The organism is Achromobacter sp. Marseille-Q4962 (genome assembly GCF_943737005.1).
GTDB lineage: Bacteria > Pseudomonadota > Gammaproteobacteria > Burkholderiales > Burkholderiaceae_B > Achromobacter.
Window position 1 is genome coordinate 13,180 of record NZ_CALSFU010000035.1, and the last position, 16,875, is coordinate 30,054.

The following is a 16,875-nucleotide window of genomic DNA, read 5'->3' on the forward strand; positions in this document are numbered from 1 at the left end:
GCCCTACTCCGTCGGCGGCGGAAAATGCCGCGCCAGCACGCCGGCCACTTCCGGCTTCTCGGCCGCGGCGCGCGCCACGGCCGACAGCGCCGGGCAGTACTCGGCAAACCAGGCGGGCCCCGGACGCCAGCGCGTCATGACCGCCAGGTACAGATCCAGCGCGGAAAAGCGCGCGCCCAGCATGTGCGGCGCGCCGGCGTAGCGCTCGATCTCCTGCCAGATGTCCGCCCGCCGCGCGTGCACGCGCGCGCGCAGATGCTCCGCGGCGGGCCCCGGGCCGGTCCACTGGGGCGGGTCGTCGCCATAGGTGAAGGTCGGATAGACGGCCGCGACCAGCCGGATCAGCAGGTTCAGGAAGCGGGGCCGCGCGGGGTCGTCGGACGGCGGCGCCAGCCCGGCCCGAGGCGCCACGTCGTGCAGGTGCAGCATCATGGCCGCGCTCTCGGTCAGCACTTCGCCGTCGGGCGTCACCATGGTGGGCACCTGCCCCAGCGGATTGATGCGCAGCAGCCGGTCGCGCTGCGGCCCGGGCTTGAGATAGGGAATGTCCGTCAGCGTGTGGGGCACGCGGGCCAGCGCCAGGGCCATCTCGACGATGGCCGAACCGCAGCCCATGGAGCCGATGAGTTCATACGGTTTCATGTCACTCTCCCGGTTGCGCCGGCGCCACCCTCAGCAATTCGCCGGGGGAAGCGTCGGTCAGCACATAGACATAGCCGTCCGGTCCCTGGCGCACGTCGCGGATGCGGCTGGAACGCTCTCCCAGCAACCGCTCCTCGGCCACCACCTTGTGGCCGTCCAGGGTCAGCCGGATCAGGTCGCGGTCGGCCAGCGCGCCCAGGAACAGCGAGTTGCGCCATGCCGGGAAGCGGTCCGCATCGTAGAACGCCATGCCGCTGATGGCCGGCGATTGCTTCCACCAGTAGAGCGGCTGCTCGGTGCCCGGCGCCTCGCCGCCCCGGGCCTCGGGGATGGGCCGGCCCGAATAGTCGATGCCGTAGGTCGCCAGCGGCCAGCCGTAGTTGGCGCCGCGCTTGACGAGATTGACTTCGTCGCCGCCGCGCGGCCCGTGCTCGCTCTCCCAGAGTTGGCCGGTGCGGGGATGCAGCGCCAGGCCCTGCGGATTGCGATGGCCGTAGGACCAGATTTCGGCGCGTGCGCCCGGCTTGCCGGCGTAAGGGTTGTCGGGCGGCACCGAGCCGTCTTCGCGCAGGCGCACGATCTTGCCCTGCAGCTTGTCCAGGTCCTGCGCGGCCATGCGCTGGTAGTTTTCGCCCAGCGAGATGTACAGATAGCCCCTGCCGTCGAACACCAGGCGCGCGCCGTAGTGCACGCCGGTGGAGAGCTTGGGCGCCTGGCGGAACAGCACGCGGAAATCCTCCAGGGCGCGGCCGTCGTCGGACAGCCGGCCCCGGCCCACCGCCGTGCCGCTGCGCTTGCCGTCGGATTCCGCATAGGAAAGATAGACATAGCGGTTGCGGGAGAAGCCGGGCGGCAGCGCCACGTCGAGAAGCCCGCCCTGCCCCTGCGCCGCCACCTCGGGCACGCCGGCCAGCGGCGGCGAGAGCCGGCCGTCGCGCAGCAGGCGCAGCCGCCCCGGCCTTTCGGTGATGAGCATGGCGCCGTCCGGCAGAAAGGCCAGCGACCACGGGTGCTCCAGGCCCTGCGCCACCACGGTGACGCGCGCCTGGGGGCCGGCGGCCTGGGCCGGGCCGGAAGCCGGAAGGAACGGCGCGGCGCTCAATGCCAGGAGAACCAGAAGCCGGACCCTCGCGCGGGCCCCGGGGCGCGTCGACGCGGAAAGCGGCCTCGCACGGGCGGGCAATCGGGGAAACATGGAACGGCCTCCGCGACAGTGGGGAAAGGAACGCGCGGGCCCGGCGGCGTACCATATGCGCCGCGGGAGGAACGATATCTTCCCCCGCATCCTTCCAGGAGACTCAACTGATGAAACTGTACTACATGCCTGGCGCGTGCTCGCTCGCTTCCCACATCATTCTCGAATGGATCGGCAAGCCTTATGAGTCGCACCGGCTCAGCCGCGAGGAGCTCAAGAGCCCCGAATACCTGAAGATCAACCCGCTGGGCGCGGTGCCCGCGCTGACCGAAGGCGACTGGACGCTGACCCAGAACGCGGCCATTCTCGAGTACCTGGCCGAGCAGGCGCCCCAGGGCAAGCTCATGGGCGACGGCTCGGCGCATTCGCGCGCCGAAGTGCGCCGCTGGCTGGGTTTCCTGAATTCCGACGTGCACAAGACCTTCTCGCTGCTCTTCGGGCCGCAGCGCTACGTGAGCGAAGCGGCCGCCCAGCAGGAACTGGCGGCCTCGGCCTCCCGCATGCTGACCAAGCTGTTCGCCCTGGTGAACGAACGGCTCGAAGGCCGGCCCTACCTGGCGGGCGACGCGCCCTCCATCGCCGACGCCTACCTCTACGTGGTGCTGCGCTGGGCACACGCCAAGCAAGTGGACCTCTCGGGCCAGGCCAACCTGGCCGCTTTCTCGCGGCGCATGGACGCCGACCCCGCCGTGCGGTCGGCGCTCGGGAAAGAAGGGCTGGCCTGAGCCGGCCCAACTCGCGGGCACTGGGGTAAACCCGGATACAGGAGTATGATGTGCACAGGCGCCGCCCGGCCCGGCCGCGGCGGCGCCTCTCATTCGGTTTCTGTACTGGCGGGCGTGCCGGCGCAATGGCGGGGCTCGCAATACCTCGGAGCATTCAACGTGAGTAGTCAATCCCAGGGCTGTTACCTGGGCGTATTGGGCGGCATGGGGCCCATGGCGGGCGCGGCCTTCGCCCTGCGTCTGGCGGCGCTGACGCCCGCCGATTCCGACCAGGCGCACATTCCCACCCTGCTGCGCAACGATCCCCGCATCCCCGACCGCTCCAGCGCCCACATGGCGGGCGGCGAGAATCCCCTGCCCCACATGGTCGAAGGCGTGCGCTTCCTCGAACACGCGGGCGCGGAACTGATCGCCATTCCCTGCAACACCGCTCACCTCTGGTACGAGCAGATCGCCGCGGCCACCCGCGTGCCGGTGCTGCACATCATCGAAGCCGTGGCCGACGACCTGCGGCGCATGGGCTTGCCGCGCGGGCGCATCGGCCTCATGGGCACGGCCGCCACGCTCAAGCTCGGCCTGTACCAGCGCCACCTCGAAGCGCGCGGCTACGAATGCCTCGTGCCTTTCGACGACGAAGTCGAACGCGACTGCATGGCTTCCATCCGCGCGGTCAAGGCCAACCAGCTCGAAGACGCCTACGCGCCCGCCGCCCGCTGCATCGGCAGCCTGAAGGCGCGCGGCGCGGACGCGGTGGTGTTGGGCTGCACCGAACTGCCGCTGGCCGTGCCGCATGCGCTGCGGCCCGGCCTGGGGGTGCCGCTCACCGATTCGATCGACGCGCTCGCGCGCGCCGCCATCGCCCGCTACCAGGCTCGCGAGCCCGAGGAAAGGCTGGCCGCGTGAGGCGGCCTCCCTTCCCGCCGGCGCGACGTCCGCCGCGCGGCCCCGGGGCCTGCGCCCCGGAAAGCCGGGCTCCGGTTCAGCCGCCCAGGTAGGCTTTGCGCACCTTGTCGTTGACCAGCAGGTTGGCGCCCGTGTCCTGCAGCACCACGCGGCCGTTTTCCAGCACGTAGCCGCGGTCGGCCACTTGCAGGGCCTTGTTGGCGTTCTGCTCCACCAGGAACACGGTCACGCCCTGCTCGCGGATCTCGCGGATGATGTCGAAGATCTGCGCGATGACCAGCGGCGCCAGGCCCAGCGTGGGCTCGTCCAGCAGCAGCAGCCGGGGCCGCGTCATGAGGGCGCGGCCGATGGCGAGCATCTGCTGCTCGCCGCCGGACATCAGGCCGGCGCGCTGCGAGGCCCGCTCTTTCAGGCGCGGAAACAGCCCGTATACGTGCTCGATGCCCGCCTGGATCTCTTCCCTCCCGGAAAAGAACCCGCCCATCATCAGGTTCTCGGCCACCGTCAGGTCCTTGAACACGCGCCGCCCCTCGGGCGAGATGGCGATGCCGCTGCGCATGATGTGGTGCGTGTCCTTGCGGGTGATGTCCTCGCCCTCGAAGGTGATGGCGCCTTCGCGCGCCCTCGGGTTGCCGCAAACCGTCATGAGCAGCGTGGTCTTGCCGGCGCCGTTGGCGCCGATGAGCGTCACGATCTCGCCTTTGTTGACTTCCACCGAAACCCCGTTCAGGGCCTGGATCGCGCCGTAGTAGGTATGGATGTTTTCCAGCTTGAGCATCATTCCTCCCCCAGGTACGCCTTGATGACGCGCTCGTCGTTGCGCACCTGCTCGGGGGTGCCGGTAGTGATGGGCTTGCCGTGCTCCATGACGAGGATGCGGTCGGAAATGCCCATGATCAGGCTCATGTCGTGTTCGATCAGCAGCACCGCCACGCCGAATTCGCGGCGCAGCTGGTCGATCAGCGCCTGCAGGTCGCGCTTTTCCTGCGGGTTCAGGCCCGCGGCCGGCTCGTCCAGCATGAGCAGGCGCGGCTTGGTGATCATGCAGCGCGCGATCTCCAGCCTGCGCTGGTGCCCGTAGGCCAGGTTGCCGGCCTCGCGGTTGGCATACTCGCGCAGGCCCATGAAATCCAGCCATTGCGCGGCGCGCGCCAGCGCGTCGGCCTCGGCCTGGCGGTACGACTTGAGCTTGAGCAGCCCCGGCAGCAGGCGCGACTCCACCTGCGTGTGCTGGGCCACCAGCAGGTTCTCCAGCACCGTGAGGTGCTTGAAGAGCCGCACGTTCTGGAAAGTGCGCACCAGTCCATGGCGCGCCACCTTGTGGCTGGGCAGGCCCGTGATGGGCTTGCCGTCCATGACGATCTCGCCCGCCGTGGGCGCATAGAAGCCGCCCACGCAATTGAACACGGTGGTCTTGCCCGCGCCGTTGGGGCCGATGATCGCGAACACCTCATCGGACTTGACGTCGAACGCCACGCTGTCCACGGCCAGCAGGCCGCCGAACCGCATGGTCAGTCCGGATACTTTCAGCAATGCCTCGCTCATTTGGTCAGCTCCACGTGGGGACGCTTCATGGGCAACAACCCCTGCGGACGCCACATCATCATCAGCACCATCACCAGGCCGAACATCAGCATGCGGTATTCGGCGAATTCGCGCGCCACCTCGGGCAGCACGGTCAGCAGCACGGCCGCCAGGATGACGCCGACCTGCGACCCCATGCCCCCCAGCACCACGATGGCCAGGATGAGCGCGGACTCGATGAAGGTGAAGGATTCGGGATTGACCATGCCCTGGCGCGCCGCGAAAAAGGCGCCGCCAAAGCCGGCGAACATGGCGCCCAGCGTGAAGGCCGAGAGCTTGATGCGCGTAGGGTTCAACCCCAGCGAGCGGCAGGCGATCTCGTCTTCGCGCAGGGCTTCCCAGGCGCGCCCCACCGGCATGCGGATCAGGCGCGTGGACACGAAGAGCGTCGCCAGGGCCAGGGCCAGGGCCATCAGGTACAGATAGACCACCATGTGCTGGTTGTTGAAGGTCAGGCCGAAAAAGTCGTGGAACGTGGTGGCGCCCTCGGCGCTGGGGCGGCGCGCCATTTCGAGGCCGAAGACCGTGGGCTTCGGAATGCCGGAAATGCCGTCCGGGCCGCCCGTGAGCGTGTTGAGGTTGATGAGCAGCAGGCGGATCATCTCGCCGAAGCCCAGCGTCACGATGGCAAGATAGTCGCCGCGCAGGCGCAGCACCGGAAAGCCCAGCAGGAAGCCGAACAGGGCCGCCATGGCGCCCGAGAACGGCAGCGCCTCCCAGAATGACCAGCCGCCCCAGTGGTACAGCAAGGCGTAGGTGTAGGCGCCGACGGCGTAAAAGCCCACGAAGCCCAGGTCCAGCAGCCCTGCAAAGCCCACCACGATGTTCAGGCCCAGCCCCAGCATGACGTAGATCAGGACCAGGGTGGCGATGTCCACCGAGCTGCGCCCGGCGAAAAACGGCCAGATCACGGCCACGGCGAGCAGCAGCAGCGCCAGCGGCTTGTGCCCCTTGGTCGGCGCGGCCGGCAGCGCCGGCAGGCTGGTCCTGAGCTTGCGGAACGGCTGCGCGATCCACGGCCGCAAGAGCTGGAACACGAACACGATGACCGCGGCCAGCGCAACCAGCTTCCAGTTCGATTCCATGGTGGTGCGCGCGCCCTGCCGGATGAGCTGCAGGCCGAAGACGGGCGTGACGATGACGGCGGTCAGCACCGCGGCCATCACGGCGTTCTTGAGATTCACGTTCTGGTTCGACATCAGACTTTTTCCACCTCAGGTTTGCCCAACAGCCCGGTCGGACGGAACAGCAGGATCAGCACCAGCAGCGAGAACGCCACGATGTCCTTGTATTGCGAGGAGATGTAGGCCGCCGCGAACGTTTCCGCCAGGCCCAGCAGCACGCCGCCCAGCATGGCGCCGGGGATGCTGCCGATGCCGCCCAGCACCGCGGCGGTGAACGCCTTGATGCCGGCCAGAAAGCCGATGAAGGGATTGAGCTTGCCGATGGTGATAGCGATGAGCACGCCGCCCACCGCCGCCAGCATCGCGCCCAGCACGAAGGTGAAGGAAATGACCCGGTTGGTGTCGATGCCCAGCAGGTTCGCCATGTGCATGTCCTGCGAGCAGGCCCGCGAGGCGCGCCCCATGCGCGAATATTTGATGAACAGCGTCAGCGCCACCATGAGCACCACCGTGACGACGATGATCATGATGCGCGAGTAAGGCACGGTCACGTCGAACTTGGAGCCCATGTGAAACTGCACCGCGCCGGAGATCAGCGAAGGCACCGCCATGTCGCGCGCGCCCTGGCCCAGCGCGACCCAGTTCTGCAGGAAGATCGACATCCCGATGGCGGAGATCAGCGCCACCAGCCGCGGGCTGTTGCGCACGGGCCGGTAGGCCACGCGCTCCACGCTGAAACCGTAGACGCCGGTGACGACGATGGCCACCACCAGCATGGCCGCGACGATGAAAGGCATGGGCAGGCCGCTGTTGGTGCCGATGGCGGTCAGCGTCACCAGGCCCACGTAGGCGCCGATCATGTAGATCTCGCCGTGTGCGAAGTTGATCATACCGATGATGCCGTAGACCATTGTGTAGCCAATGGCGATCAGCGCGTAGATCGCGCCCAGCGACAATCCATTGAAGAATTGCTGGGTGAGTTGGGGTATGAGGTCGGACATGTTCTCTATGCTCCAAATGGTTCCGGCCCCGGTGCGACAAGACCCGGAGCCGGAAACCTGGGCGTATTCTAAGGGCCTGGCGCCTTCGCCCCGCCGGCCGCACAGCGCTTTTGGCGCATCGCTACGCGGATGACGGCGGTACGACGGTGACAGGCCCTGCCGCCGGCCAGGGCCGGCGAAATCGCGAGTTTACAGCTGGGTCTTCTTGCCGTTCTTGTCCCATTTGAAGACGGCGAACTCGAAGTCCTTCAGGTCGCCCTTGGCGTCGTACTCGACCTTGCCGATGGCGGTATTGAAGGCGGTCTTGTGCATGTAGTCGGCGACCTTGGCGGGGTCTTCTCCCACCGCGTTGATGCTGTCGGCCAGGATCTGCACCGCCGCGTAGGCGGGCATCTGGAAGGCGCCGTCGGGGTCGCGCTTGGCGTCCTTGAAGGCCTTCACCACGCCTTCGTTGCCGGGCAGCTTGGTGAAGTCGGACGGCAGCGTGACCAGCAGGCCGTCGATGGCCGGGCCGGCGATGGCCACCAGGTCCTGGTTGGCCGTGCCTTCGGGGCCCATGAACTGCACGTTCAGGCCCTGTTCGCGCGACTGGCGCAGCAGCAGGCCGAGCTCGGGGTGGTAGCCGCCGAAGTAGACCAGATCCACGCCCGCCGACTTGAGCTTGGTGATGACGGCGGAGTAATCGCTGTCGCCCACGTTGATGCCTTCGAACATCGCCACGTTCACGCCTTCCTTGGCGAGCGTGTCGCGGACCTGGGTGGCCACGCCCGAGCCGTAGGTCTGCTTGTCGTGCAGCACGGCGACCTTCTTCGGCTTGAGCGTCTTGGCGATGTAGCGCGCGGCGAACGGACCCTGCTGGTCGTCGCGGCCGATGGTGCGGAAGAAGAAATGCGGCTTGATGGTGTCGGTGACCAGCGGCGAGGTCGCGCCCGGGGTGATGGCGACGATGCCCTCCTGCTCGTACACGTTGACCGCGGGCACGGTCACGCCCGAGCAGGCGTGCGCCACGGCGAACTTGGCGCCGGAGTTGACCACGCGGTTGGCGGCCGGCACGGCCTGCTTGGGTTCGCAGCCGTCGTCGATGAGGATGGGCTCGAGCTTCTTGCCCTTGACCCCGCCCTTGGCGTTGATGGTTTCGATCGCGGTGAGCGCGCCGGCCTGGATCTGGTCGCCGTACTGGGTGTTGGGCCCGGTCATCGGCTGGGGAATGCCGATCTTGATCGTATCGGCGGCGTGCACGGAACCGGCCAGGGCAAGCGCCCCCAGGGCCAGGACAACCGGGGTGAGGCGGGGCAGAAACTTCATGCGGAGTTCTCCAGCGGGGTTTTTGGAGCGGCTTCGTCGGAGGCGGAATCGCCGAAAGGGTGCTTCGCGTTCCTGGTCGTCCGTTGCCGGCTTCTTGGGCTAAAACATGTGGGCGGTATTCTGAAAGCTGGCCGTCAGGCTGTCACTGCGTGTAATCCCCAATATTTGCGCGCGCCGCTTTAAACGTGACGCATAGCGCCGCCAGCCGCATGAATACTGGCGCGGCGGCGAATCGCAATCATTATTGCGGTGATAAAAATCGGCGCGGCCCGCGATATTTATTTAGATGACTTACGCAGGTCTTACGCATTATCGGGAAAATGCCGGCGGGCGCCCCGCCGCCGGCCTCGCGCTCAGGCGTTGGCAGGCCGGGCGAGGTTCCACATCAGCGCCCGGAACGGCGCCAGCATGCTGACGTTGACCGCGAGCTTGACGCCGAGGTCGCCCAGCATCCAGGTCAGCCATGGCGTGCCCGTGGCCGCGAAGGCCACGCTGAAGAACACCGCCGTGTCCAGGATGGCGCCCAGCACGCCCGAGGCCAGCGGCGCGCGCCACCAGCGCAGGTCGCGCAGCCGGTCGAACACGTGGATGTCCACGAGCTGCGCGCAGATATACGCCAGCCCGGAAGCCAGCGCGATGCGCGGCGAGGCTACCCACACCGACACCGCCAGCGCGGCCGCGAAACCGAACCAGGCCACGCGGCGCGCCGCCGCCGGCCCGAAGCGCCGGTTCAGCACGTCGGTGACCAGAAACGCCACCGGATAGGAAAGCCCGCCCCAGGTCAGCCAGTCATTCAGCGGCACCTGCACCAGGATGTTGGACCCCACCACCACCAGCAGCATGCAGCAGACGGCCACGGCGAACTGCGCCGGCCGCATCGGCTCGTAGCGGCGCGCGCTGCCGCTCATTTGCCGAATTCCTCGGCCAGCTCGCGCGAGCGCCGGGCCGCGGCTTGCATGCCTTGCTCAATGATGCCGGCCAGCCCGGCCTGCTGGAACACGGCGAGCGCGGCGGCCGTGGTGCCCCCCTTGGACGTGACGCGCTCGCGCAGCACCGACGGCGGCTCGTCGGATTCGCTGGCCAGCCGCGTGGCGCCGGCCAGCGTGCCCAGCGCGAGCTGCCGCGCCTGCTCGGCGCTCAGACCGACTTTCCGGCCGCCGGCGATCAGCGCCTCCAGGATCAGGAACACATACGCGGGCCCGCTGCCCGAAAGCGCGGTCACGCCGTCCAGCGCATCGTCGCCGTCGACCCACACCACCTGGCCCACGCTGCCCAGCAGCTGCGCCGCCAGCGCGCGGTCGGCCTCGCTCACGCCGTCCAGCGCCGCCAGCCCGGTCACGCCCGCGCCGACCAGGGCCGGCGTGTTGGGCATGCAGCGCACCAGCCTGCCCCAGGGCGCGCCGGGCGCGCCCAGCCAGGCCGCCAGGGTGTCGGCGCGGATGCCGGCCGCCACGCTGATGACCAGCGTGTCCGGCTGCAGCCATTGACGCGCCGACGCCACAACGTCACGCATGTTTTGGGGTTTGACGGCAAAAATCCACACGCGGCTGCGGGCCAGCGTTTCGTCCGGCGCGAGCGCGGCCGACATGCCCCGCGCCTGCCAGGCGGCATGGGCCTCCTGGTTTATGTCGATGACATGGATGTGGCGGGCGGGGCATACTTTGTCGGCCAGGCCGGTTGCCAGCGCGGAGGCCATATTGCCGCCGCCGATGAACGCAATCGAAAGTTCGTTTTTCATAGGGGTAGATTGTAAACCGACCATCTGCCGGGGGAATCGCCATTCAAATGTTCGTTCGCGCATGAAACGCGCAATTTGACAGGTTCCGAAGGTGATGTAAAAGTCACGTTTTTGTCACAAACAATTCATAAGGTGTCGTGTTTCGCGCGCGGACCCCGCGCGCGCCCACGCAAAACTGGAGGACCTTCCCCATGCGATCCCATCGACTTGCCTTGACTTTCGCCGCCATCATGACGGCCTTCGCGGGCGCTTCCGCCCACGCCGCCACCGAGATCCAGTTCTGGCACTCGATGGAAGGCGCGCTGGGCGACCGCGTGAATTCGCTGGTCGAAGAGTTCAACAAGAAGAATCCGGACTACCAGGTGAAGGCAGTCTACAAGGGCAACTACGGCGAGTCGATGAATGCGGGCATCGCCGCGTTCCGCGCCGGCAACGCTCCGGACATCCTCCAGGTCTTCGAAGTGGGCACGGCCACCATGATGTACGCCAAAGGCGCCATCAAGCCGGTGCAGCAGATGTCGGAAGAAGCCGGCAACCCCATCGACCCGAAGGAATTCATCGGCGCCGTGGCGGGCTACTACTCCTCGCCCGAGGGCAAACTGGTTTCCATGCCCTTCAACAGCTCCACCGTGGTCTTCTACTACAACAAGGACGCCTTCAAGAAGGCCGGCCTGGATCCCGAGGCCCCGCCCAAGACCTGGGAAGAACTGGCCGCCGCCGGCCAGAAGCTCAAGGCCGCCGGCCAGGAATGCGGCTACACCACCTCCTGGCCGTCGTGGGTGCAGCTCGAGACGTTCTCGGCCTGGCACAACGTGCCCTACGCCACCAAGGACAACGGCTTCGGCGGCCTGGACGCCCGCCTGGCGATCAACACCCCGCTGCACATCCGCCACCTGGAAAACCTGGCCAAGCTGGCCAAGGAAGGCATCTTCATGTACGGCGGCCGCGGCGACGAGCCCAACTCGCTCTTCATCAGCGGCAAGTGCGCGATGATCACCGGCTCCTCGGGCCTGCGCGCCAACATCATGAAGAACGCCAAGTTCGAGTTCGGCACCTCCACCCTGCCCTACTACGGCGATGTGAAGGGCGCGCCGCAGAACACCATCATCGGCGGCGCTTCGCTGTGGGTTTTTGCCAACAAGAAGCCCGAGGTCTACAAGGGCGTGACCGCCTTCTTCAAGTTCCTGTCCAGCCCCGAGATCGCCGCCCGCTGGCATCAGCAGACCGGCTACGTCCCGGTGACCAAGGCCGCCTACGAGCTGACCAAGAAGCAGGGCTTCTATGACAAGAACCCCGGCACCGAAGTCGGCGTGAAGCAGCTCAACGTGGAAACCACCGCGCAATCGCGCGGCCTGCGCCTGGGCTTCCTGCCGCAGATCCGCGAGATCGAGGACGCGGAAATCGAACGCATCGTGTCCGGCAAGGTCTCGCCCAAGGACGGCGCCGAGAACATGGTCAAGCGCGGCAACGAGCTGCTGGAAAAGTTCGAGAAAAGTGTAAAGTAGCGCCCTTTGCGCGCCCCGCCGGCGCCAGCGCCCTTCCGGCTCGCGCCGGACCGGGCCTGGCGCGCGCAGACGGCCGCGGCCCCAGACCCTGGTGTTTTTCGGCCGTTGCGCCTATCGTGCTGCCAATGGCCGGCGCGCAAGCTTCGTCCCCCGAGGGACGCGAGCCAGTTCCAGGCGGCGGTCATCCCCGGCCGCCGTTTTTCGACCCTTGGGTTCCCCTATGGAAAAACGCGTAGTATTCGGGCACAAGACCTTGCCCTATCTGCTGCTGTTGCCGCAGATCGCCATCACCGTGGTCTTTTTCTTCCTGCCCGCCGGCCAGGCCATGTGGCAATCCATGCGCCTGGAAGACGCCTTCGGGCTTTCCTCCGAGTTCGTCGGGTTCGCCAATTTCGTCGATCTGTTCTCGCAGCAGTCGTATCTCGATTCCTTCCGCGTGACCGCCGTCTTCTCCGCGCTGGTCGCCTTCGTGGGCCTGGCCGTGTCGCTGCTGCTGGCCGTCATGGCCGACCGCGTCATCCGCGGCGCCGGGCTCTACAAGACGCTGCTGATCTGGCCCTACGCCGTGGCCCCGGCCGTGGTGGGCGTGCTGTGGCTGTTCCTGTTTTCGCCTTCGGTCGGCATCCTGGCCACGGCGCTGCAGCGCATGGGCGTGAACTGGAACCCGCGCCTGGACGGCAACCAGGCCATGCTGCTGATCCTGGTGGCGGCGGTGTGGAAGCAGATCTCATACAACTTCCTGTTCTTCCTGGCCGGCCTGCAGTCGATCCCGCGCTCGCTCATCGAGGCCGCCGCCATCGACGGCGCCAGCCCCTCGCGGCGCTTCTGGAGCATCGTCTTCCCGCTGCTGTCGCCCACCACTTTCTTCCTGCTGGTGGTCAACATCATCTACGCATTCTTCGACACCTTCGCCGTGGTGGACACCACGACCCAGGGCGGCCCGGGCACGTCCACGTCCATCCTGGTCTACAAGGTGTACAGCGACGGCTTCCGCGGCCTGGACCTCGGCTCGTCGGCCGCCCAGTCGGTGGTGCTGATGCTCATTGTGATCGCCCTGACGGTCGTGCAGTTCCGCTACATCGACCGCAAAGTGCAGTATTGATTCCGTTCGAGGCTACAAACCATGGTTGAACGCCGTCCCTGGCTGGATTTCCTGGCCCATGCCATCCTGCTCTGCGGCGTGGCGCTGGTGGCATTTCCGCTGTACGTCACCTTCGTCGCGTCGACCCAGACCGCGCAGGAAGTGGCCTCGGCGCCGATGTCGCTGATTCCCGGCAAGCATTTCTTCGACAACTACATGCAGGCGCTGTTCGCCGGCTCCGGCGGCGGCTCCTCGGGCACGCCCGTGGGCCGCATGATGTACGTGAGCCTGATCATGGCCCTGTGCATTTCCATCGGCAAGATCGCCATTTCCATGCTGTCGGCCTTCGCGGTGGTGTATTTCCGCTTTCCCGGCCGCATGTTCTTCTTCTGGATGATCTTCGTCACCCTGATGCTGCCGGTGGAAGTGCGCATCGCGCCCACCTACAAGGTGGTGGCCGACCTGGGCATGCTCAACAGCTACGCCGGCCTGACGCTGCCGCTCATCGCCTCGGCCACCGCCACCTTCCTCTTCCGCCAGTTCTTCCTGACGGTGCCCGACGAGCTGGTCGAGGCGGCCCGCATCGACGGGGCCGGCCCCGTGCGCTTCTTCCGCGACGTGCTGCTGCCGCTGTCCAAGACCAGCATCGCCGCCCTCTTCGTCATCCAGTTCATCTACGGCTGGAACCAGTACCTGTGGCCGCTGCTCATCACCACCCGGGAAGACATGTACCCGGTGGTCATCGGCATCAAGCGCATGATTTCCGGCGGCGACAGCGTGACCGAATGGAACATCACCATGGCCACCGCCATGCTGGCCATGATTCCCCCCGTGCTGGTGGTCATCCTGATGCAGAAATGGTTCGTGAAGGGCCTGGTCGACACGGAAAAGTGACGCCCGCCGCCCGACGCCCGACCCAACACGACTCCGACTACGAATAATCCATGGCTACTCTCAGCTTTCGCAACGTCAAGAAAACCTATGCCGGCAACGTGCCGGTCATCCACGGCATCGACATGGAGGTCAAGGATGGCGAGTTCATCGTCATCGTCGGCCCCTCCGGCTGCGGCAAGTCGACGCTGATGCGCATGGTCGCCGGGCTCGAAACCGTGACCAGCGGCGAGATTCTCATCGGCGATCAGGTCGTCAACAACCTTGAGCCGGCCGAGCGCGACATCGCGATGGTGTTCCAGAACTATGCGCTCTATCCGCACATGACCGTGTTCGAGAACATGGCGTACGGCCTGAAGATCCGCAAATTCTCCAAGGACGAGATCAAGAAGCGCGTGGACGCGGCCGCCCAGATCCTGGAGCTGAGCCACCTGCTCGACCGCCGGCCGCGCGCGCTGTCCGGCGGACAGCGCCAGCGCGTGGCCATGGGCCGCGCCATCGTGCGCGAGCCCAAGGTGTTCCTCTTCGACGAGCCGCTGTCCAATCTGGACGCCAAGCTGCGCGTGGCGATGCGCCTGGAGATCATGAAGCTGCACCGCAGGCTCGGCACCACCAGCCTCTACGTGACGCACGACCAGGTCGAGGCCATGACCCTGGCTCATCGCATGGTCGTCATGTACCAGGGCGTGCCCGAGCAGATCGGCACGCCCACGGAAGTGTTCGAAAAGCCCGCCTCCACCTTCGTGGCCGGCTTCATCGGCTCGCCGCCCATGAACCTGATCGACGTGAACGTGGCCGGCGACGGCACGGTGCAGACCGCCGACGGACTGCCGCTGGAGATCTCGCCGCTGCAGGTGCCCGCCCAGGTGCGCGGCCGCAAGGTCATCATGGGCATGCGGCCCGAGCACATGCTGCTCAACACCCAGGGCCTGCCGTCCGAGGTGGAAATGGTCGAAACCCTGGGCTCCGAGCAGCTGGTGCATTGCCGCTGCGGCAAGACCGCGCTCGTCGTGCGCTGCACCACGCGCCAGCTCAGCGAATCGCCCGCCAAGGTGGGCGCCACGGTCAACGTGGGCCCCGACGGCCGCCATCCGCTGCACTGGTTCGAGGCCGATACCGGCCGCCGCGTGCAAGGCGTCTAGCGGCGGCGCACGCGTCCGCCGGTCCGCCGGCCGCGCAACGACAAGGCCCGGAAGGCGTCGCCGCCTTCCGGGCCTTTTTGCCGCGCCCTCCCCGAGGGAGGACGCGCGGCGCCGCTGCTTACTTGTAGACGGACTTGCTGCCGTCCTTGTGCCACACGAACACGTCGAACTTGAAGTCGTTCAGGTCGCCCTGCTTGTTCCACGACACCTTGCCGATGGGGGTGTCGAACGAATTGGCATGCAGGTACTTGGCGACCTTGGCGGGATCTTCGCTGCCGGCGCCCTTGATGCCGTCGGCGATGACCTGCGTGGCCGTGTAGGCCGTCATCTGGAAGGCGCCGCCGGCATTGCGCTTCTTGGCCTGGAAGGCCTTGACGATGTCGGCGTTGGCGGCGTTCTGGGTGAAGTCGGCCGGCAGCGTGACCAGCATGCCCTCGACCGCGTCGCCCGCGATGGCGTTGATGTCGGGGTTGCCCGCGCCCTCGGGCCCCATCCACTTGGCCTTCACGCCCTGCTCGGCCGCCTGGCGCAGCAGCAGGCCCATTTCGGGGTGATAGCCGCCGTAGTAGACGAAGTCCACGCCCTCGCTCTTGAGCTTGGTGATGACCGCGGAATAGTCGCTGTCGCCCGCGTTGATGCCCTCGAAGACCGCGACCTTCACGCCGCCTTTCTCCAGGTCGTTCTTGACGGCGGTGGCGATGCCCTGGCCGTACGACTGCTTGTCGTGCAGCACGGCGGCCTTCTTGGGCTTGATCTTCTCGAGCACGAACTTGGCGGCGGCCGGGCCTTGCTGGTCGTCGCGGCCGATGGTGCGGAAGATGAACTCATAGTTCTTGCCGTCGGTGAGCGCGGGCGAGGTGGCCGACGGGGTCACCATGACCACGCCTTCGTTGTCGTAGATGTCGGCGGCGGCGATGGTGGCGCCCGAGCACACGTGGCCCACCACGAAGCCGATCTTGGAGTTCACGACGCGGTTGGCCGCCACCGGGCCCTGCTTGGGCTCGCAGCCATCGTCGATCACGACGGTTTCCAGCTTCTTGCCATTGACGCCGCCCGCCGCGTTGATGCGTTCCACGGCCGTGTCCACGCCCTCGCGCACCATGTCTCCATATTGCGTGACGGGGCCCGTGGTGGGGCCCACGATGGCGATCTTGATGGTCTGGGCCTGCGCGGCGGCGCCGAACGCCAGGCCGGCGGCGACGCCGAAGGCCGCGATGACCGGGGTCAGACGAAATACGGGCTTCATGATGGACTCCTCTGATGATCTCGTTGGCTTCTGGGCGGGTCGCGCATGCGCGACCCGCCGCGGTGCATATTGCCCGGCAAGCATACACTGAAACCCCTTGTTTCCAGCGCCTGCGCGAGCCCCTCGCGCGCTGCGGCGCAGCAAGGCTGCGCGCCCTTCGTTTATACCGCCGCGCGCATATGCAAAAGAGGATTTATTCGTTTGCGTTACTAGGCGGGCGCGGCATCATGGCCGCCATGAGACTCCAACCGATCATCGTCCCCGGGTGGAAAGACTCCGGCCCCGGCCACTGGCAATCGCAGTGGGAAACCATGCTGCCGCAGGCGGTGCGCGTACGCCAGCGCGACTGGGAAAATCCGGTCTGCGCCGAATGGATCGCCACGCTCGCGGCCGAAGTGGAGCGCGCCCGCACGCCGGCGCTGCTCATCGCCCACAGCCTGGGCTGTCTGGTGAGCGCGGCGCTGCCCGTGCCGCTCTGGCACAAAGTGGCCGGCGCGCTGCTGGTGGCGCCGGCCGACGTCGAGCGGCCCGACGCGCCCGAATGCCTGCGCGGCTTCGCGCCCATCGCGCGGCGGCCGCTGCCGTTCCAGACGGTGGTCGTGGCCAGCGACGACGATCCCTACTGCGCGCTCGCGCGCGCCCGCGGCTTCGCCCAGGACTGGGGCAGCCGCCTCGTCGTCCTGCGCGGCGCCGGCCACATCAACGCCGACAGCGGCCTGGGCCAATGGCCCGACGGCCTGAAACTGCTCGGCGCCCTGCGCCGCCGCGCCTCGTGGCGCGTAACGCCCCCGCC

The 16,875-nt window shown here is 67.2% G+C and carries 17 protein-coding genes; 7 read left to right on the top strand and 10 right to left on the bottom strand.

The window, feature by feature from the left end:
- Positions 1 to 3: 3 nt before the first annotated feature.
- Both NGJ44_RS21055 and NGJ44_RS21060 read right to left on the bottom strand, forming a co-directional pair.
- The gene (locus tag NGJ44_RS21055) at positions 4 to 642 is read right to left on the bottom strand and encodes a glutathione S-transferase family protein (protein ID WP_251865591.1); all 639 of its coding nucleotides are present in this window, start codon (positions 640 to 642) and stop codon (positions 4 to 6) included.
- 1 nt (position 643) lies between these two features.
- Positions 644 to 1,837 carry a PQQ-dependent sugar dehydrogenase gene (locus tag NGJ44_RS21060; protein WP_251865593.1) on the bottom strand — a complete coding sequence of 398 codons (1,194 nt, stop codon included), beginning with the start codon at positions 1,835 to 1,837 and terminating at the stop codon, positions 644 to 646.
- Positions 1,838 to 1,947: 110 nt separating this feature from the next.
- On the opposite strand from NGJ44_RS21060, the gene NGJ44_RS21065 reads away from it, so the two are divergent.
- Both NGJ44_RS21065 and cuyB read left to right on the top strand, forming a co-directional pair.
- Positions 1,948 to 2,562: a glutathione S-transferase family protein gene (locus tag NGJ44_RS21065; protein WP_053245145.1), complete on the top strand. Its 615-nt coding sequence runs from the start codon at positions 1,948 to 1,950 to the stop codon at positions 2,560 to 2,562.
- A 159-nt stretch (positions 2,563 to 2,721) separates the two neighbouring features.
- Entirely contained in the window at positions 2,722 to 3,465 is a 744-nt protein-coding gene (gene cuyB / locus NGJ44_RS21070; RefSeq protein ID WP_251865595.1) for a cysteate racemase, read from the top strand.
- Between the two features lie 76 nt (positions 3,466 to 3,541).
- On the opposite strand, the gene NGJ44_RS21075 is transcribed toward cuyB, so the two are convergent.
- From NGJ44_RS21075 to proC, 7 genes are all read right to left on the bottom strand, one after another.
- A complete protein-coding gene (locus NGJ44_RS21075; RefSeq protein ID WP_251865608.1) occupies positions 3,542 to 4,243 on the bottom strand; it encodes an ABC transporter ATP-binding protein in 702 nt (233 codons plus the stop codon).
- Positions 4,243 to 5,010 (bottom strand): high-affinity branched-chain amino acid ABC transporter ATP-binding protein LivG, encoded by a 768-nt coding sequence (gene livG / locus NGJ44_RS21080; protein ID WP_053245144.1) that lies wholly within the window; start codon positions 5,008 to 5,010, stop codon positions 4,243 to 4,245. Before livG ends, NGJ44_RS21075 begins: the two co-directional genes overlap by 1 nt.
- On the bottom strand, positions 5,007 to 6,248 hold the full coding sequence (locus NGJ44_RS21085) for a high-affinity branched-chain amino acid ABC transporter permease LivM (protein WP_251865597.1): 1,242 nt from the start codon (positions 6,246 to 6,248) through the stop codon (positions 5,007 to 5,009). The genes livG and NGJ44_RS21085 overlap by 4 nt, the downstream gene beginning before the upstream one ends.
- On the bottom strand, positions 6,248 to 7,174 hold the full coding sequence (gene livH / locus NGJ44_RS21090; RefSeq protein ID WP_053245142.1) for a high-affinity branched-chain amino acid ABC transporter permease LivH: 927 nt from the start codon (positions 7,172 to 7,174) through the stop codon (positions 6,248 to 6,250). The genes NGJ44_RS21085 and livH overlap by 1 nt, the downstream gene beginning before the upstream one ends.
- A 189-nt stretch (positions 7,175 to 7,363) precedes the next feature.
- Complete coding sequence (locus tag NGJ44_RS21095; RefSeq protein WP_053245141.1) at positions 7,364 to 8,479, bottom strand: branched-chain amino acid ABC transporter substrate-binding protein; 1,116 nt, start codon at positions 8,477 to 8,479, stop codon at positions 7,364 to 7,366.
- Between the two features lie 353 nt (positions 8,480 to 8,832).
- On the bottom strand, positions 8,833 to 9,387 hold the full coding sequence (locus tag NGJ44_RS21100; protein ID WP_251865599.1) for a queuosine precursor transporter: 555 nt from the start codon (positions 9,385 to 9,387) through the stop codon (positions 8,833 to 8,835).
- On the bottom strand, positions 9,384 to 10,217 hold the full coding sequence (gene proC, locus NGJ44_RS21105; RefSeq protein WP_251865601.1) for a pyrroline-5-carboxylate reductase: 834 nt from the start codon (positions 10,215 to 10,217) through the stop codon (positions 9,384 to 9,386). Before proC ends, NGJ44_RS21100 begins: the two co-directional genes overlap by 4 nt.
- Before the next feature lie 191 nt (positions 10,218 to 10,408).
- Between proC and ugpB the strand changes: the two genes are divergently transcribed.
- The 4 genes from ugpB to NGJ44_RS21125 all read left to right on the top strand — a co-directional run bounded on the left by ugpB (position 10,409) and on the right by NGJ44_RS21125 (position 14,836).
- Positions 10,409 to 11,722 carry a sn-glycerol-3-phosphate ABC transporter substrate-binding protein UgpB gene (ugpB, locus tag NGJ44_RS21110; RefSeq protein ID WP_053246392.1) on the top strand — a complete coding sequence of 438 codons (1,314 nt, stop codon included), beginning with the start codon at positions 10,409 to 10,411 and terminating at the stop codon, positions 11,720 to 11,722.
- A gap of 220 nt (positions 11,723 to 11,942) precedes the next feature.
- Positions 11,943 to 12,824 (top strand): sn-glycerol-3-phosphate ABC transporter permease UgpA, encoded by an 882-nt coding sequence (ugpA, locus tag NGJ44_RS21115; RefSeq protein ID WP_053246391.1) that lies wholly within the window; start codon positions 11,943 to 11,945, stop codon positions 12,822 to 12,824.
- A gap of 21 nt (positions 12,825 to 12,845) precedes the next feature.
- Positions 12,846 to 13,697: a sn-glycerol-3-phosphate ABC transporter permease UgpE gene (gene ugpE / locus NGJ44_RS21120; RefSeq protein WP_053246390.1), complete on the top strand. Its 852-nt coding sequence runs from the start codon at positions 12,846 to 12,848 to the stop codon at positions 13,695 to 13,697.
- A 50-nt stretch (positions 13,698 to 13,747) separates the two neighbouring features.
- Positions 13,748 to 14,836: a sn-glycerol-3-phosphate import ATP-binding protein UgpC gene (locus tag NGJ44_RS21125; RefSeq protein WP_053246389.1), complete on the top strand. Its 1,089-nt coding sequence runs from the start codon at positions 13,748 to 13,750 to the stop codon at positions 14,834 to 14,836.
- A gap of 118 nt (positions 14,837 to 14,954) precedes the next feature.
- Here the strand turns inward: NGJ44_RS21125 and NGJ44_RS21130 are convergent, their stop codons facing one another.
- The gene (locus NGJ44_RS21130; RefSeq protein ID WP_053246388.1) at positions 14,955 to 16,082 is read right to left on the bottom strand and encodes a branched-chain amino acid ABC transporter substrate-binding protein; all 1,128 of its coding nucleotides are present in this window, start codon (positions 16,080 to 16,082) and stop codon (positions 14,955 to 14,957) included.
- Positions 16,083 to 16,318: 236 nt separating this feature from the next.
- Between NGJ44_RS21130 and NGJ44_RS21135 the strand changes: the two genes are divergently transcribed.
- Positions 16,319 to 16,875 (top strand): RBBP9/YdeN family alpha/beta hydrolase (locus tag NGJ44_RS21135; RefSeq protein WP_251865603.1); only part of this gene is annotated, 557 nt, incomplete at its 3' end.

Bases quoted from the DNA above. Each gene is read 5' to 3' on its own strand.
- proC (WP_251865601.1), bottom strand. From the start codon at position 10,217: ATGAAAAACGAACTTTCGATTGCGTTCATCGGCGGCGGCAATATGGCC.
- NGJ44_RS21075 (WP_251865608.1), bottom strand. From the start codon at position 4,243: ATGCTCAAGCTGGAAAACATCCATACCTACTACGGCGCGATCCAGGCC.
- NGJ44_RS21100 (WP_251865599.1), bottom strand. From the start codon at position 9,387: ATGAGCGGCAGCGCGCGCCGCTACGAGCCGATGCGGCCGGCGCAGTTC.
- NGJ44_RS21055 (WP_251865591.1), bottom strand. From the start codon at position 642: ATGAAACCGTATGAACTCATCGGCTCCATGGGCTGCGGTTCGGCCATC.
- NGJ44_RS21060 (WP_251865593.1), bottom strand. From the start codon at position 1,837: ATGTTTCCCCGATTGCCCGCCCGTGCGAGGCCGCTTTCCGCGTCGACG.
- NGJ44_RS21085 (WP_251865597.1), bottom strand. From the start codon at position 6,248: ATGTCGAACCAGAACGTGAATCTCAAGAACGCCGTGATGGCCGCGGTG.
- ugpA (WP_053246391.1), top strand. From the start codon at position 11,943: ATGGAAAAACGCGTAGTATTCGGGCACAAGACCTTGCCCTATCTGCTG.
- livG (WP_053245144.1), bottom strand. From the start codon at position 5,010: ATGAGCGAGGCATTGCTGAAAGTATCCGGACTGACCATGCGGTTCGGC.
- NGJ44_RS21065 (WP_053245145.1), top strand. From the start codon at position 1,948: ATGAAACTGTACTACATGCCTGGCGCGTGCTCGCTCGCTTCCCACATC.
- livH (WP_053245142.1), bottom strand. From the start codon at position 7,174: ATGTCCGACCTCATACCCCAACTCACCCAGCAATTCTTCAATGGATTG.
- ugpB (WP_053246392.1), top strand. From the start codon at position 10,409: ATGCGATCCCATCGACTTGCCTTGACTTTCGCCGCCATCATGACGGCC.
- NGJ44_RS21095 (WP_053245141.1), bottom strand. From the start codon at position 8,479: ATGAAGTTTCTGCCCCGCCTCACCCCGGTTGTCCTGGCCCTGGGGGCG.
- ugpE (WP_053246390.1), top strand. From the start codon at position 12,846: ATGGTTGAACGCCGTCCCTGGCTGGATTTCCTGGCCCATGCCATCCTG.
- NGJ44_RS21125 (WP_053246389.1), top strand. From the start codon at position 13,748: ATGGCTACTCTCAGCTTTCGCAACGTCAAGAAAACCTATGCCGGCAAC.
- NGJ44_RS21130 (WP_053246388.1), bottom strand. From the start codon at position 16,082: ATGAAGCCCGTATTTCGTCTGACCCCGGTCATCGCGGCCTTCGGCGTC.